This is a genomic window from Arthrobacter sp. ISL-5 (genome assembly GCF_018613835.1).
GTDB lineage: Bacteria > Actinomycetota > Actinomycetes > Actinomycetales > Micrococcaceae > Arthrobacter.
In genome coordinates this window covers 1-14855 of record NZ_JAGGPM010000052.1, presented here as the reverse complement: position 1 = coordinate 14855, position 14855 = coordinate 1, and the positions used below count along the sequence as shown (strand labels likewise).

15 protein-coding genes and 1 pseudogene are annotated in these 14855 nt (G+C 66.8%); 5 read left to right on the top strand and 11 right to left on the bottom strand.

Annotated features, from left to right (window positions below; all coding sequences use genetic code 11):
- Positions 1 to 193 (bottom strand): Na+/H+ antiporter NhaA (locus tag J7I89_RS23615; RefSeq protein ID WP_214975583.1); only part of this gene is annotated, 193 nt, incomplete at its 3' end.
- A gap of 301 nt (positions 194 to 494) precedes the next feature.
- A complete protein-coding gene (locus tag J7I89_RS23610; RefSeq protein ID WP_214975580.1) occupies positions 495 to 1745 on the bottom strand; it encodes a glycosyltransferase in 1251 nt (416 codons plus the stop codon).
- A 416-nt stretch (positions 1746 to 2161) separates the two neighbouring features.
- On the opposite strand from J7I89_RS23610, the pseudogene J7I89_RS25470 reads away from it, so the two are divergent.
- Both J7I89_RS25470 and J7I89_RS23605 read left to right on the top strand, forming a co-directional pair.
- Positions 2162 to 2359: pseudogene (locus J7I89_RS25470) on the top strand (hypothetical protein); the annotation flags it as partial.
- 77 nt (positions 2360 to 2436) lie between these two features.
- Positions 2437 to 2670, top strand: a complete 234-nt coding sequence (locus tag J7I89_RS23605; protein WP_374102043.1) for a hypothetical protein — start codon at positions 2437 to 2439, stop codon at positions 2668 to 2670.
- 563 nt (positions 2671 to 3233) lie between these two features.
- Here the strand turns inward: J7I89_RS23605 and J7I89_RS23600 are convergent.
- Genes J7I89_RS23600 through J7I89_RS23590 form a run of 3 tightly spaced genes read right to left on the bottom strand, consistent with a single transcriptional unit; the run spans position 3234 to position 6624 of the window.
- Positions 3234 to 4292: an NAD(P)-dependent oxidoreductase gene (locus J7I89_RS23600; RefSeq protein ID WP_214975578.1), complete on the bottom strand. Its 1059-nt coding sequence runs from the start codon at positions 4290 to 4292 to the stop codon at positions 3234 to 3236.
- Positions 4289 to 5170, bottom strand: coding sequence for an S-methyl-5'-thioadenosine phosphorylase (mtnP, locus tag J7I89_RS23595; protein WP_251045783.1), 882 nt, complete (start codon positions 5168 to 5170; stop codon positions 4289 to 4291). The genes J7I89_RS23600 and mtnP overlap by 4 nt, the downstream gene beginning before the upstream one ends.
- Positions 5171 to 5199: 29 nt before the next feature.
- The gene (locus J7I89_RS23590; RefSeq protein ID WP_214975576.1) at positions 5200 to 6624 is read right to left on the bottom strand and encodes a glycosyltransferase family 87 protein; all 1425 of its coding nucleotides are present in this window, start codon (positions 6622 to 6624) and stop codon (positions 5200 to 5202) included.
- 110 nt (positions 6625 to 6734) lie between these two features.
- Between J7I89_RS23590 and J7I89_RS23585 the strand changes: the two genes are divergently transcribed.
- Both J7I89_RS23585 and J7I89_RS23580 read left to right on the top strand, forming a co-directional pair.
- Positions 6735 to 7961, top strand: a complete 1227-nt coding sequence (locus J7I89_RS23585) for a molybdopterin-dependent oxidoreductase (protein WP_214975574.1) — start codon at positions 6735 to 6737, stop codon at positions 7959 to 7961.
- Entirely contained in the window at positions 7958 to 8476 is a 519-nt protein-coding gene (locus tag J7I89_RS23580; RefSeq protein ID WP_214975572.1) for a hypothetical protein, read from the top strand. The genes J7I89_RS23585 and J7I89_RS23580 overlap by 4 nt, the downstream gene beginning before the upstream one ends.
- On the opposite strand, the gene J7I89_RS26055 is transcribed toward J7I89_RS23580, so the two are convergent.
- The 6 genes from J7I89_RS26055 to J7I89_RS23555 all read right to left on the bottom strand — a co-directional run bounded on the left by J7I89_RS26055 (position 8371) and on the right by J7I89_RS23555 (position 13441).
- On the bottom strand, positions 8371 to 9102 hold the full coding sequence (locus J7I89_RS26055; protein ID WP_374102042.1) for a methyltransferase domain-containing protein: 732 nt from the start codon (positions 9100 to 9102) through the stop codon (positions 8371 to 8373). The two genes, J7I89_RS23580 and J7I89_RS26055, sit on opposite strands and share 106 nt — an antisense overlap.
- A gap of 41 nt (positions 9103 to 9143) precedes the next feature.
- On the bottom strand, positions 9144 to 9842 hold the full coding sequence (locus tag J7I89_RS23575) for a DUF2064 domain-containing protein (RefSeq protein ID WP_214975570.1): 699 nt from the start codon (positions 9840 to 9842) through the stop codon (positions 9144 to 9146).
- Between the two features lie 8 nt (positions 9843 to 9850).
- Positions 9851 to 10513: a glycosyltransferase family 2 protein gene (locus J7I89_RS23570; protein WP_285290272.1), complete on the bottom strand. Its 663-nt coding sequence runs from the start codon at positions 10511 to 10513 to the stop codon at positions 9851 to 9853.
- 370 nt (positions 10514 to 10883) lie between these two features.
- Positions 10884 to 11465 (bottom strand): hypothetical protein, encoded by a 582-nt coding sequence (locus J7I89_RS23565; protein ID WP_214975566.1) that lies wholly within the window; start codon positions 11463 to 11465, stop codon positions 10884 to 10886.
- 93 nt (positions 11466 to 11558) lie between these two features.
- Complete coding sequence (locus J7I89_RS23560; RefSeq protein ID WP_214975564.1) at positions 11559 to 12707, bottom strand: cell wall metabolism sensor histidine kinase WalK; 1149 nt, start codon at positions 12705 to 12707, stop codon at positions 11559 to 11561.
- Positions 12704 to 13441 carry a response regulator transcription factor gene (locus J7I89_RS23555; protein ID WP_214975585.1) on the bottom strand — a complete coding sequence of 246 codons (738 nt, stop codon included), beginning with the start codon at positions 13439 to 13441 and terminating at the stop codon, positions 12704 to 12706. Before J7I89_RS23555 ends, J7I89_RS23560 begins: the two co-directional genes overlap by 4 nt.
- Positions 13442 to 13936: 495 nt before the next feature.
- On the opposite strand from J7I89_RS23555, the gene J7I89_RS23550 reads away from it, so the two are divergent.
- Entirely contained in the window at positions 13937 to 14221 is a 285-nt protein-coding gene (locus J7I89_RS23550) for a hypothetical protein (RefSeq protein ID WP_214975562.1), read from the top strand.
- Positions 14222 to 14855 lie beyond the last annotated feature (634 nt).

Here is a 14855-nt window from a genome sequence, read left to right as displayed (position 1 = left end):
GGAAGTCGCGCAACGCGAAATAGCTATCAGAAACCGGGGAATTTGCCCAGATCAGGGCAATAACCGCTGCGGCGACAAGCAGGATGCCGCCGACCGTTTCCTTCCGCAGGATCTCGCCGATGCGCAGCACTTCGCCGTAGCTTCCGCGTCCCAAAACGGAGGAACGCGGAGGAGCAGACGGGTTTTCACTCATGAGGGTGTCCTAAACATGGGTCAACAAAGAACATGCCGACCAGACTTCCCGGCTCACCTCCAGCCAGTCTACCCATTCGCACCTTCCCGTGACCGCAACCGGTACTTGGGGCTAGGCGCCTCAGTGGAGCCCGGAAAGGGGCGTCGTCGTGCCCGGGACGACGCCGCCCGCGGGCAGCGATCACGTGAAAAGATAGGGGCGGACATGGTGGTCTCCTGCCGCCGGAGATCCATCGCTGTTCCGCAAAGGCTAACTGCCCGCGTCGGTCTCGCGTAATGGGTCATCTACAAAGGCCGCTTGCTTACGGCACGGCGGCGCGCTCCAGCGCGGTCACAGCGGCGGATACTCCGCCCTCGGCGCCTACACGGTGGCCCAGCTCTTGGGCGGCACGTGCGATACCGGGACCTGTGGTGGTGGTGATGGCGGAGGCGAGGCCAGCTGCCGTGAGGTGGCGTTGCGGCTGTGGTGCGGGAGCGACACCGCGGTGGTATGCGAGGCGAGCCCAGAACGGCTGGTCGGCGATGAACGGGCACACCACTTGCGGGCGCCCGGAGGCGAATGCGGTGCCGGCTGTGCCTGCGCCCCCGTGGTGCACCACGGCAGCCATGGCCGGGAACAACCTCAGGTAGTCCACGTCCTCCACAGCAATAACGTCATCACCTGAAATGGTGCTGTCCAGTCCGCCCCAGCCCGCGCCGATCACCAGGCGTGTCTCTGCGCGGCGTGCGGCTTCCAGGACCAGGGCCGTACTCCGCGAGGGGTCCCGGCCGGACATTGAGCCGAATCCGACGAACACCGGCGGATCGCCGGCAGCAAGGAAGTCCTCGACCTGTGGCGGCAGCGCCTCGTCCCGGGGGCGGGAGGAACCAGTAGCCTGTGGTGTGCACTGAGTCCGGCCAGTCCAGTGGCGGGGGCAGCACCGAGGGACTGAACGCGTGCAGCACCGGAGCCTTGCCGTTGTCCGGTCGACGCAGCGGGTCGTGCCGTCCGCGGCGGCGCGGGAGACCGAGGGTGTCCTCGCGCCACCGGTCGACGACCCGGCCGAATATCGCCGCCGGGCCGTCATTCCCAGGAACGTGGCCCGATTAGCCACTGCAGGCAGCCACGTCGGCAAGCCCACGCCAGGCCAGGGAAACTCCTTGGTCGGCACGTATATCGGTATGGGCAGAGCCAGCACCGCCGGGACACCGAGCTTCTCGGCCACGTGCTGCCCGGCGATGATCTGGCCGTTGTGCACCACGACGTCCGCTCCGGCTCCCGCTCCGTGCGAAGCGACGGCCCAGCAGTCGGCCAGCACTTGGGTGAACATCGCCGGCATAATCCGGGCCTGCCGCAGCCGGGCGCGCATCCCGCCCTCGATCACCGCCGCACCTGCCGGGTCGTCCATCAACCGCATCGGACCGTCGTCCACTCCCGCGAACGGCACCCCATGACCAGCGACGAACCCGGCGAACCGTTGCGGCGCGGTGAGCACCACTTCGTGCCCGGCAGCGAGTAATCCCCGTGCCAACGCCATGAACGGCTGGACATCACCGCGCGTCCCCAGTGTCATGATCAATACCTTCATCGGTAAATCTCCTGTCAGGTGAGGTCGCGATAGTGAACGCCCACACACCGCGGGAAGCAGGGCACCAGTAAAAGTGGCCAGGACCCAGTCATCACGGCGCATGGAGCCTTACGCCCTTATGCCCACGGTCCCTTCAAAGGGTGATGGGCGCCACCTTATTGGGGCTTCAGTCGAGTTTAGCTCGCAGAAGAACGCCCGTTCAGGTTTTCCGGTGGCCTCAACTCATCCCCCACCGAAGCCGGATTATCTGCATCGGCGATTACGGCCCCCTGCGATCCGCAGCAAATCTCACAGCCAGAGGTATGACACGAAGATGCCAGGCGGTCGCCACCCTGCCCGTCACAGACACCTGTCTGCGAGGCGTTTCCACAGGTCAGCTACCTAAATCAGCCCCGGAGCTAATGGGAATATATGTTCTAAGGTTGTGTTACGGGACCGAGCAGGCGAGCCAGCTGCAGGCGCAGTACGCGCGGCGCGCTGGCCCGATTGGGCTGACGGTGGAAGAGCTCGATTTCGAGCACTTCCCCGTTCAGAACGGGTTCCCGGGCATCCCGGTGAAGGCGTGGATCCGGTTCCCGAACTGCGCGGAGCTGGTGGACAACAACCCTGAACGCCCCGGTGGAGGTCCGGCTTACCGCGGCCGGCAGTCCCCTGGCCGTCCGCTACGACGGGGCGCGTGTGGGCTGTCGCGGCCGATCCGGTGCACTGGTTCAGCAGGGATTCCTGGTGGGACACCCAGCGGACCGCGCCGGTAGGCATCGGGAACCTGGTGGACGTCGAGCACTGGCGGGTGCAGGTCCGCCTCGGTTCCTCAGCCTCGGCGCTGCGGACCTTCGAGCTGCGCCGGGGCCCCGTGTCGGAACAGTGGCTCCTGGCCGGCATCACTGAGAGCGAAGACGCCGCTGCCTAATGTAAGGCCATAGGAATCATCTACGACGACCCTGCCATCTGGTGGAGATGTTGAGCGGCGTGGGAAACGCGCAACCATGCCGCCGAGCGAGTGCCCGGCGATGATGTAGGGCGGGGCACGCGCCCGGCCCGCAGGAGTCTGTCGAGATCGTCAGCCATTCCGATCACGGTCTCCACGCCGTTCCGATCCGTTTGCGCTGCGCGGCGGCGGTTGACCGTCAGCCGCCGGGTATTCCATGGCTTGGCTAGTTTTGATAAGGCCTTGAGCTGCTCTGGCACTTCGGCCGCCCTGCCACCGCCGTATGGCGTTGACATCTTCGACGGCGGCTAATCCCTCCCAGGCCCATCCATAGGCCGGGCGCTGAGTGTGGGAATCATGCGCCCGCGCCGGGGACGGTGATGATCTGGATGCCGGCGACAGGCATGATCAGGGTGCTGACCCGGGCGACGCAGCCTCGCAGGGCGCTGGCCAGACAGAAGGACCGGCAGCAGTCTGGCGGCCGCGGCCTTCGTCGCCGTGGCGAAACCGTCTGCCTGCGGGTCGTCCCTGGTATCAATGCGCTCTTAGCCACGGAGCGGTGCGGCGGCAAATTCGCGCATGCCCTCGTCGAACGGAATGGTCGCGGACCAGCCGAGCTCGTCCCTGATCAGGTCCGATGAGGCTGTGATGTGCCGGACGTCGCCCAGTCTGTATTTGCCTGTCACCACCGGAGCGGGGCCGCCGCTGAACGCGCTGAGGGCCGCGGCCATCTGCCCGATGGTGTGTACGCGGTCGGCGCCGACATTGTAGGCCCGGAAGTCCGGCAGCCGGTGGGAGGTCGGGCCGAGGGATTCGGCGGCGATGATGTTGGCGGCGGCCACGTCCCTGACGTGGACGAAGCTGCGCCGCTGGGCGCCGTCTTCGAACACACGAGGTGCATGGCCGCGGGCGAGGGCGGAGCGGAACACGGACGCGACCCCGGCGTACGGGGTGTCGCGTGGCATCCGGGGCCCGTAGACGTTGTGGTACCGCAGGGCGATCACCGATCCGCTGACCGCGCGCGCCCAGGCCGAAGCGAGGTGTTCTTGACTGACCTTGGAGGCGGCGTACACGTTGCGGGGGTCCAGGCGGTCATTTTCGGCGATGAGCGCGGGAGTGAGGATTGCTCCGGTGTCCGGGTTGCGCGGGTCGAAGATGCCACCGCGAAGGTCCTTCTCTGTTCGCGGCCCGGGCCGGACCGGCAGGCCGGAGTCCGGATCGGTGTAGGCGCCTTCGCCGTAGACCACCATCGAGGAGGCCAGCACCAGCCGGCGGATCTGATGCTCTGCCATGGCGGCGAGCAGGACAGCTGTTGCGTAGTCGTTGTTGCGGATGTAGTCCGGCGCGTCGGCAAAACCGATCCCCAGCCCGACCTTGGCGCTTTGGTGGCTCACGGTGTCGACGCCGTCCAACGCGCGCCGCACGATTTCCGGATCCGCGACGTCGCCAATGAGAAGCTCGACGTGAGGGTCAAAGCGGGGTCGAACCGGGTGGACGCCCGGTTCCAGCCGGTCCAGGACACGCACCTGCCAGCCCTTCTCCAGGGCTGCGTCGACTATGTGGGATCCGATGAAGCCTGCCCCGCCGGTGACCAGAAGCCTCACCGGGGTACCCCGGTTTGCTGTGCGGGAGGAAGAGCCATGATCCGGTTCACGGCGGTCGGGTCCATCGGCCGGGACGGGACGTAGTCGTCCCCTATTGCGGCGACCGTTGCTTCCAGCACCGCCAGAATGTCCGGCTGGGCGTTTTTGAGCCGGGCGAACACGGTGCCGGCGGTCACCGGGTCCGACCCGTCGTGGCCGGTGTCCGAATCGGTGATGTAGGCCAGAGTCGCGTACCCCATGTTCAGCTCGGCGGCCAAGACGGGCTCCGGGTACTGGGTCATGCTGATGACGTCGGCGCCAGCGGCCGCGTACCAGGCAGATTCGGCCCGCGTGGAGAAACGCGGCCCGTTGATTACTACCATCGTCCCCGTCCGTTCGTGCGGCAACTGCCGGTCCGCCAGCGCCCCGGACAGCCGGGCGCGCAGCCCCGGGCAGAACGGCTCCGACGCCGGCAGATGCTGCACCCCGGCCGGTTCGGCACCGACCGCCCCCGCGCCGTCGAAGAACGTGTCGGCCCGCCCCCAGGTCCTGTCGATCAGCTGGTCGGGGACCACAAATGATTCCGGCCCGTACGCTGCCCGCAGCCCGCCGACCGCCGATGAGGAAATGACGGCCTCGACGCCGAGGCTCCTGAGCGCCCACAGGTTGGCCCGGTAGTTGATTTTCTGGGGCGGGAGCGAATGTCCGGCGCCGTGCCTGGGCAGGAACGCCACGGCGCGTCCGGCGACCTCGCCCAGCGTGACGGGCCCCGACGGCGCTCCGTACGGGGTCCGGACGTTGACCTCCGCCCGGATAGCGGCTCCCGGGAGCCGGTACGTTCCTGAGCCGCCGATGATTCCGATGCGTGCGCGGGATCCGTCAGGCTGTGTCTGTTCCATACGGCCCATGATGCCACCGGGTGCCCCGATCATGACCCGGGCCTGCCTGCGGTGTAGCGGCGGCGGCACCGTCGCCACGCACCGGCGGCAACCGCCAGCGCGGCGGCGGCGAGGACGCCCTGATCCAGGGCCTCCCCGAGGGGCGGAACCGTTGGCACCATGTAAATGACGTCGAGCGCGACGATCACGGCGATGTACTCCCAGCGTCGGCTCAGGACGATGAATGGGAGCAGCATAAGCGCGTACCAGGGGTAGCTGGGGCTGACGACCAGCAGCGTCAGCCCGATGATGGTGGTCTGGCGCTGCCAGATGTTTACCGGGCCCGTTGTTCGCCAGGTCCACAGGGCGAGGGCGGCCAGGGCGGCGCCGCTGAGCAGCATTGGCCACGGACCTGCCGAGACGAGCTGGGCGAGGCCGAACCTGATTCCGTTGCCCTGGCTGTAGCCTTCCTCCGTCAGGTACCCGGGCAGGAAGCCGAAGACCCCTGCGCCGGCAGCCGGCAGATACGGCACGTACAGGATGGCAAAGGTTCCGGCCGCCGACGCAATAAAGCCGGCCGGGCGCCGGAACAGCAGTGCCGGGGCGACGATCACGGGAATGAGTTTCGTCGCCACGGCCGCTCCGAAGGCCGCACCGGAACGGTACGGCTTGCCCCCGACCAGCAGCAGTCCCGCCGCCAGCATCAGCGCGCAGGCCAGGACGTCGACGTGTGCATTGTTCACGGCCTCCAGATGCACAAAAGGGCTCCAGGCCCAGGCCGCGGCCAGGTGCGGGGGTTCTTTTGCCCTGATCAGGATCGTGAGCAGCATCAGGGTGACTGCCGTGCTGATCAGCCACCCTCCGAGCTGGAACGGCAGGTAGCCGGCGGTGTCCGGGACGGCTGCCCGCCCGACCAGGAAGTAGATTTCGGCGGCGGGAGGGTAAATCGTCGGCACCTGTGGCCGGTTGATCGCCGTGCACAGGGGCTCCCCGGAAGGCACACCAGAAGACACCACGGCTTCGGTCCCGAACAGGTCCGCCGGGCAGACCGGCTGTCCCTCCCCTCCTGTCGTTCCTGGTCGGAAAAGCCACTCGGGCCGCAGACCGGCCAAGGTCTCATCTGCGGGCACGTGGGCGTAGGGTGACGTCCCGGCCTTTTGCACGATGCCGTCCCAGGCATACCGCGCCGAATCATTGCTGGTCCGCGGCGGACCGCTCACCGCGGCCAGGCCGAGCAGCACAGATCCCGCCATGATGACGGCCCCGATCCGCCGCCGTGGCACGTGCCGCAGCGACCGGACAGCGGCGATCAGAAGAAGCCAGGAAACGCAGGAGCCAACGATCGGCGCCGACGCGAAGGAATTTCCGGGCAGGACCATCCACCACATCAACACCGCACCGGCAAGCAGGAGCAACCCCGATACGGCGTACGGTTTAGCTCTGCTCACTGCCGGCTCTGCAAGGTACAGGCTCACGACTCGATCCTGCCCCAGCCCGCCGCGGGAATCCGGTCCTGTCCGTGAATTTCCGCATTTCGTAAGATCCTGGGCGGCCCCTGTACGGGAAACGGTGCTGTGCTTGAAGCATGCAAGGGCCCCACCCGCAAAAACTCACCGCAGCGCTGGCGGCGAAGTTTGCCTCCCCCACGCGGAGCACGCGCCTAACCGTTGTCCTGGGACGGTGGCTGGCGCTGACCTTTACAATTTGCTTCCTGACCGGGCTCTTCAGCCACGGCCTGCAGAACCCGCCCTCGTGGATGTTTTTCCCCACCAACCCCGTCTGGATCTACCAGCTGTGCCAGGGACTGCACGTGACCGCCGGCATTGCCTCCATCCCGCTAATGCTGGCGAAACTCTGGTCGGTGTACCCGGAGCTGCTCGTGTGGCCGCCTATCAAGTCCGTGCGTCATGGCCTGGAGCGGGCTTCGATCGCCCTTTTCATCGCCTCCTCGCTGCTGCAGCTGACCACCGGGCTGATCAACACCTACAAGTGGTACCCGTGGCCCTTCCCGTTCCGCGAGACCCATTATTGGCTGGCGTGGGTGATCTGGGGATCGCTGCTGCTGCACATCGCGGTGAAGCTTCCGGCCATCATGGCCAACTGGAACGGCCGCGCCGTCCGCCGGGCCGAACAGCAGGGACCGGAGCGCGGCCCGGCCTCCGAGGGGACGGCAGCTGCGGCCGCCGTCGGGATGCCGGGCACGGGCGTTGCCCCCGGCCGCTGGTCTAGGCGCGCCTTCCTGACCGGCGTCGGTGTAAGTACCGGGGCGGTGGTTCTCACCACGGCCGGCCAGTCATTTTCTTGGCTGAGCCCGCTGAACGTGTTCGCCCCCCGCGTGATGGGAACGGGGCCGCAGTCCGTTCCGGTGAACCGGACCGCGGCGGAGGCAAAGGTCGCGGATCTGGCCACTTCCGGAGAATGGTCCCTGGCCGTCACTTACCGGGGGAACAGCACGACCTTTGATCTGGCCGGACTCCGGGCGCTCCCCCAGCACCAGGAGGAGCTGCCCATCGCCTGCGTCGAGGGGTGGAGCCAGACAGCACACTGGAGCGGGGTACGGATCCGGGACCTAATCGGTGCCGTCGGAGCGCCGCCGGACTCGGCCTTGCGCGTGACGAGCCTCGAACCCGAGGGTCCGTACAGGCTGATGTCCATGCCGGCAGAATACGTGCAGGACGAACGGACGCTCGTGGCGCTGGAACTCAACGGCGCGATCCTGGACGTCCAACACGGCTACCCTGCCAGAATCATCGCCCCGGGGCGCCCCGGAGTTCTTCAAACCAAATGGCTGCAGACCGTGGAGGTCCTGTGAAACAGCCGAACACGCCCGCCTCCGTGTGGTCGGTGCGGATTGTCCTCGGGCTGGCAGGCACGGCTCTCATTGGCTACGGCCTCCTGGGCCTGCCCACCCAGCTGGGCCCCGCGCAACTGCTGGGGCTCCTGACCTGGATGGCCTTCGCTATCCTGCTGCACGACGGCGTGATCGTGCCGCTGTTGACCCTGACGGGGGCAGGACTGACACGGACAGGATCGCGGCTGGGGCCGGTCTCCGCCGCCATCCTGCGAGGAGCCCTGATGACGGGCGCCGCGGTCAGCCTGATCGCCGGGCTCCTGCTCAAAGCGCAGTCCGAAGCGCGGAACATCAGTGCCCTCGAAGGTAACTACGCAGAACACCTTCTCTGGTTCTGGGCTGCTCTGGCCGCTGCCGCCGCAGTCGCGATTTACGCGTTCGAACGGGCAGGTCGTCCCCGTCCCCCCACAGGCGCCCGGCCTCCTGGACGCGCCGGGTCGGGTAAAGGCGAGAGGCGGCAAAACACGCGGCCCTGAACGCGCTCCGTCGCCGAGACCGCCCAGCCTGCTGCAGCAGCCCGCGACTCCAGCCCGGCCCGGCCTGTCCGCGCCCATGCGAACGGGACGCTCAGGTTCCCGTCGAGGTCCTCCAGCACAGCATGGTAGGCAACGTCCATGCCTTCATCGGGGTCCACCTCCACCAGCAGCGTTCCCTGCGGAGTGATCAGCTGCCGGGACCTGCGCAGTAGGCGCCCGACGTTCCCGCCGATGCCGATGTTCCCGTCCAGCAGCAGCGCAGACCGCCAGTTCCCGGCCTGCGGAACCGGCCAAAACACCGACTGCAGCAGTGCGCGGCTTCCCCGGCTGCACGCCAGAGCGACAGCTTCTGCGCTGGTATCGATACCCAGGGCGGTCAGGCCCAGGGACCGTGCCGCGGAGAGCAAGCGGCCCGGCCCGCAGCCAATGTCAAGAACAGGCCCCTCCAGGCCCTGCAGCAAGTTACGCTCCAGCGCACTTGCCTCTGAACACCAGCCAAAAACATCAAACACCACCTCGCCGGCACCACTGCCGGAACCCCGGACGGCGGCAGCGACGGCGCCGTGCGGGCGCAGTGTTAGCGTCCCGCCGCCCAAACGCAGAGCCCGGGCATAGGGTTCATTCATGCCTTGGCCAAAGGCCCGGGGCGGCGTGCCGATGAGTCCAGTCACCGCGCACCTCCGGCCCGATGCGGCCCGGCTGGGAGTTGCGCGTACGGCTGGCCGGACCGGGCCAGCCGAGCTGACGTTGCTGAGACGGCGGACGCGAAATCCGTGCCCGGGAGCGCGGCCGCGATTTCCACGGCATCGGCGAAGACATCCATGTCCCTGAGCACGGGGAGCAGGCCCGTGGCGAGCCCGTGCCGGTTCAGCCGGGCGAGCTGCCGGGTTCCGGTCGTCTCAGTGGACATTGGCACGCCCCGGATGAGGGCTCCCAGAGGCCGGAGCAGGGCAATGGCCCAGAAACCGCCGTCCTCGGCCGGACCTAGCCAGGCATCATGCACCGGCGCCTCGCTGGACCAGTCACTGAACAGTGCACCAAGGTGCCCCGGGGATAATTGCGGCGTGTCCATCCCGAGGATCAGCAGCGGGCCTTCGGCGCCGTCGCAGATGTCTGCGAGCCGCTCGTCCAGGGTCCCGGCGCCCTGGCTGATCACCGTGAACCCCGTCGCGTCCCGCGTGAGCGGCGTCCCGTCCATGACCAGGAGCCGGTGTCGGGCAGGCAACCGCCGTACCGTGTCCAGAGTCCGGGTCAGACTCAGCTGTGCCAGCTCCGCGGCGCCCGCCGGCGTCAGCGGCGGAACAAGGCGGGTCTTCACCCTCCCCGGCAGGCACTCCTTGGCAATGACCGCCACTGTCAGGTCCATAGCGTTCCTCACAACAGTTTCCCGCCGCCACGGCTGTTCGGCTCCTGTCCGGACGGGGCCGGCACTTCGCCGGCGCGGAGCTGCCCGGAGAAGGCGGTGAGCTGGGCGGACATGTCGCGGACCGCCGTCAGCGAGCCCCGGATCGTCCCGGTGACCTTGGACTGGCCCGTTCGAGGCGCGTACTCGACCAGAACCTGGCTGATCCGCCAACGGCGCAGACTGGCCTTGAGGAACATTTCCAGCGGATAGCCGCTCCGGCGGTCCTCAAGCCCCAGCGACAGCAGCTCCGCGCGCCGCCCTGCCCGCATGGGCCCCAGATCGGTCACGGTCTCACCTGTCAGCCGGCGCAGCCGCCAGGCAAGGACGGCGTTGGCCATCCGGGCGTGGATTGGCCACGACCCGCGCCGGGGCCGGCGGCTGCCCAGCACAAGGTCCGCCGTGCCGGCCATGACCGGCGCTAGCAGGGCAGGCAGCCGCGCAGGATCCAACGAACCATCGCAATCGCAGAAGGCCACATAATCCGCCGTCGCCGCGACCAGCCCGGCATGGGCGGCGGCACCGAAACCCCGCCGTTCCTCCCGGACCACGACGGCGCCGAGTTCCAGGGCCAACTCCGCGGAACCATCCGTGGATCCGTTATCCACCACGATGGCCCGGTACCCCGGCGGCATTCGGGATATCACCCACGGCAACGCTCCGCGTTCGTCAAGACAGGGCAAAATAACATCCACACCTGCTCCGGCCGCTTGTCTCATCCCTCCACGCTAGGATTTCCGGCCGGGAAATTCGCCGGGTATTCCTTACGGTCCGCTGACATCGGCCGGCCCGAGCCACGAACACGCATGATCCGCACGGCGTCGACATCAGCACCGCACGCGCACCATCGGAGTCGGTGGGAGCACGGCAAGAAGTCCGATGGGTTTGAGTCTCAGTCGGAATCCGTGCAGCGGCGGTTCGGCCGTGCCGTTGCCGGTCACGGGACAGGTCGGGAAAGGATTTCAGGGAGTTCGTCCAGCGCACCAATGGTGTAGTCAGGCGCGGTCAAATAGGCGGGGCAGGTACCTCCGGAGCGGTTGACGCAGGCCGTGCGCAGGCCCGCATGCGCCGCGCCATGGATGTCCCATGGATGGACCGCCACCAGCACCGTCCGCCCGGGAGACAGGCCGGCGGCAGCGGCTGCATAGCCATAGGCTCCGCCCGCGGGCTTCCAGGCAGGAGCGTCATCGACGGAGAGCAGCAGCTCGAACGCGTCCCGGATCCCGGCAGAGACGAAGAGTCTTCCGCGACCTGAACGGAACCGTTCGTCAGGGTGATCGGCCGGTAACCCCCTGCTTTGAGTGCCCGGATTCCGTCGGGAACGTCCGGATGTAGTCCTAGTCCGGCCATCCCGCCCAGGACACGCTCGACGGCCCGGTCCACGTCAGTATCAATACCGGCGCCGGCGAGCAATCCGTGCAGTGCCTCGGCTCCGATTTCCGCGAACCTGCCCTTGGCACCGGCGGCCGTCAAGGCAAAGCCGTCCCGCAGCAGCGCCGCGAACCAAAGTTTTGCCATGGCGGCCAGCGCCCCGACGTCGGTGAAGCTGACCTGCATCGGGGTCATGTCCGACAATGTCTCGTTCACGTCGAACACGATATCCGGTGCTGGCTGCGTCGGTATTTCTCCGTAGCATGTCAGCACGAGCGCAGCCTCCCCGTTTGGTGGGGCGCGTGCCGCTCATGAGGTGCGGGCTCCGAACCTTGGGAGCGTGACGTCGAATTGGCATCCTCCGGGGACGTTGTGGACGGTAACGCCGCCGGCATGGGCTTCGACGATGCCGGCGACGATGGCAAGGCCGAGGCCCGCTCCGGCGGACATGTCCAACGTCGGTGTGGGTGTCCGGGATGGTGTTCCGCGCCAGCCGGCGTCGAAGATTCTCCCGAGGTCCTCTTCCGGGATTCCGCCGCCGGCGTCCACCACGCTGAGCGCGACGTGTTCGTTTTCGGTCTCACGGGCAGAGATGAGGATTTCGCTGTTCGCGGGAGAATGCTCGATGGCGTTCATGAGGAGGTTGCCGATGACCCGCGAGAGTTCGCGCGCGTCGCCGTAGAGCGTGAGGTTTCCCGTCCGGGATTCTTTGAGTGTGATCGATCGTGACGCGGCGACCGGATGCAGGTCGGCGACGGTGTCGCTGACCAGATCGAACAGCGAGACCGGTTCCATGTTTAGCGAGAGGGTGCCTGACTGGATTTTGGACAGTTCAAAAAGGTCATCGACCATGCTGGCGAGAGTCTCTGCCTGGACGCGGATCTGACGGTGGTAGCGGTCTGGTTCCTCGGCGACACCGTCTTCGAGGGACTCTGCCATCGCGCGCAGCGCCGCGAGCGGCGTGCGCAGATCGTGAGAGATCCACGCTACGAGGCGGCGCCGGGATTGCTCCAGAGTCGCGACGTCCTCACGCGAGCGGGCGAGCCTTTGCGATGTTTCGGCCAGTTCCTGGGCCAGTGCAGCGAATTCGAGCCCGGCATAGTCCTCCGCGACGACGATCTGGCCATCGCCGATCGCCCGGGCAGTGGACCGCAGCCGGTCGCTCGTGCGGCTGATCCCGAGACCCATCAAGGCGGCGACACCGAGGCTGATGACGGCCCCTACGCCGATCACCCAGAACAAGACGATGAGATCGTGATCCGAGATGTACATCTGGACAGCAACGGCAATCGTTGCCGCCGCAATGGAAGCCACGGTGGCTGCGACCACGATGAGCAGCCGCAACAGCATTGATGTGTGCCGCGCGAAACGCAATGCGATTCCTGCCAGGGCGGCGACCAGGGCCGCCACGGCGGCCGCGGTGAGGAGGATGATTCCAAAGTCCAACAGCGTGATCATGATTCACCGTTTGTCTGAATGCTCATCCGGTACCCGATGCCCCACTCGGTGGTCAGGAACCGCGGTTTTGTCGGGTCTTCTTCGATTTTTTCGCGGACCCGGCGGACATGAACGGTGACGGTGGAAAGGTCCCCGAAGTTCCACTGCCAAACCTCTTTCAGCAGCTGCGCGCGGCTAAAAACCTGGTCGGGATGCTTCAGAAGAAAGGCGAGAAGATCGAATTCCCGCACCGAAAGGCCCAGCAATCGCCCGTCCTTGAAGATCTTGCGGTTGGACGCGTCCACCCGGAAACCGCCAAGGTCAAAGACGGCTTCCGGGGTGATGTCGGTGACGCTGCGGCGCAGGATCGCCAGCACTCGAAGGACGAGTTCCCGCGGGGAAAAGGGTTTGGCCAGGTAGTCGTCCGCGCCTGCTTCAAGCCCCTCGATGCGGTCCTCGGTAGAGCCCAGCGCCGTGAGCATGATAATCGGCGTCGAAGCGTTGTCCCGGATCCTTCGGCAGACTTCAGCTCCGCTGATCCCGGGAAGCATCCGGTCCAGCACGATCAGGTCCGGCCGGGTGAGCGCCGCAGCCTTCAACGCGCTGAACCCGTCGGCGGCCTGATCGACGATGAGGCCAGCGGAACGCAGGTAGTCACAGGCGACCTCCCTGACGGTGGGGTCGTCCTCAACGACAAGGACCCGGCGGTCACGCAAATCGTCGCCGAAGCGCACTGTACCGTGGATTCGGGCCATGCTCTCACCATAGGCCGCCGCTGCCCGGCTTGCGAGCGATCCGTGGCGCTGTGGGCGGACTGTGTGTGTTTCGTAATACTTTCCGGCAGCGTTGTCTACCTCACCGTGCGGTGAATGCCACACTTCGGAATTGAGATGACCTCCAGAGACCCAGCCCAGCAGGTCCATAGCCGGCTCGTAAGATCCGGGAGCAGGCGCCCGAGCAGCATGTCGGAACGACGGCCGGCACACGAAACGATTAAGTCGCGGCCATTGGCCGGGAGCTCGGTCACGGGCGTGCCCCAGGCCGCTCACAACCAGGTACCCCTGCCAAACGTGCTTCACGGTAGCATCCATCACTGACCAGCCCGAAACATTCCACGAGGGCAGCAGGTCCGTCTCGGATCCTCAGCCTCGGCGCTGCGGACCTTTGAGTTGCGCCGCGATCCCCTGTCGGACCAGTGGCTGCTGGAGTCCATCACTGACAACTGAGGCAGCCGTGCGTAGCGTGGGGCCATGGGACTCATCTACGACGACCCGCAGCTGGCCGCGCTGACGCTCACGCGCCCCGCAGCCGAGGAATCCGAAGGCCCCGGCGCAATGACGGGGCGGATGCGCGAGGTCCTGGATGACCTGGTACAGCGCAACGGGACCGGCTACCTGGCGCAGCTGGTCATCGTCCTGGCCCGTGCCCGGTTCGCCGCCCTCGATGATCTCGCCCGCGCCACCGGGACCGACACAGCGGAGCTGCTGGACGCGGTGGAAATCGTGGCCCTGGAAGGCCTCGATGACGACAGCTGATCCGAAGGTCGGAGATGTTTGACCCTTGATGGGATGGCCACGTTGGCTGGGCCAAGGCTTCGCGGCGCGCAGCTGCCTGCGGTCGGCGCCGTCCAACTAGGATTATCCGGTGGGCACCGGGAACCATCGCGGAAGACCTCCAGACAGCCGCCCAGGGTGGTCGAGATGCTCCTGATCAAGGACCACAGCCGGATGAAGCACCACGCCACGACACCTACGAGAGCACCCACGCTCAGCAGCACAGGCTGCTGTCCATCTTGCACTCCCGAGGAGTAGAACGCCGCGTCAGAGGAGTTCAGGAAGAGAAGCGCGTGGGAGACTCCGGACGCCGATTCGCCAGAGTTGTGACCCCGGAGACAGCCCTCACCTAGTGAGATGGGTGCAGCACCAAAGTTGTATGAGGAGATGGGTAGGCAATCGCGGCCTGACCTGTGCTTTCCTCGCCATGGCGTTTCTAGTCCGAAAATGAGGTGGGGTGCGTTCTTTGGCGCGTGGGGGTGCGCGGGAGACGCGGGAATGCCTCCTGTGGATGGACAAGTATTGGGTTAGGCGGCTGGGGTCAGTGTGACGGTGTAGCCGAGGGCTTCGAGTTGGCGGATGTGGTTGCGTTTCCTCGGGTCCGAGGTCATGGAAC

What these genes read in the sequence shown, in the direction of transcription:
- J7I89_RS23610 (WP_214975580.1), bottom strand. Translation starts at nt 1,745, where the DNA reads ATGACACTGGGGACGCGCGGTGATGTCCAGCCGTTCATGGCGTTGGCA.
- mtnP (WP_251045783.1), bottom strand. Translation starts at nt 5,170, where the DNA reads ATGGAACAGACACAGCCTGACGGATCCCGCGCACGCATCGGAATCATC.
- J7I89_RS23585 (WP_214975574.1), top strand. Translation starts at nt 6,735, where the DNA reads ATGCAAGGGCCCCACCCGCAAAAACTCACCGCAGCGCTGGCGGCGAAG.
- J7I89_RS26055 (WP_374102042.1), bottom strand. Translation starts at nt 9,102, where the DNA reads ATGAATGAACCCTATGCCCGGGCTCTGCGTTTGGGCGGCGGGACGCTA.
- J7I89_RS23575 (WP_214975570.1), bottom strand. Translation starts at nt 9,842, where the DNA reads ATGGACCTGACAGTGGCGGTCATTGCCAAGGAGTGCCTGCCGGGGAGG.
- J7I89_RS23570 (WP_285290272.1), bottom strand. Translation starts at nt 10,513, where the DNA reads ATGCCGCCGGGGTACCGGGCCATCGTGGTGGATAACGGATCCACGGAT.
- J7I89_RS23560 (WP_214975564.1), bottom strand. Translation starts at nt 12,707, where the DNA reads ATGATCACGCTGTTGGACTTTGGAATCATCCTCCTCACCGCGGCCGCC.
- J7I89_RS23555 (WP_214975585.1), bottom strand. Translation starts at nt 13,441, where the DNA reads ATGGCCCGAATCCACGGTACAGTGCGCTTCGGCGACGATTTGCGTGAC.
- J7I89_RS23550 (WP_214975562.1), top strand. Translation starts at nt 13,937, where the DNA reads ATGGGACTCATCTACGACGACCCGCAGCTGGCCGCGCTGACGCTCACG.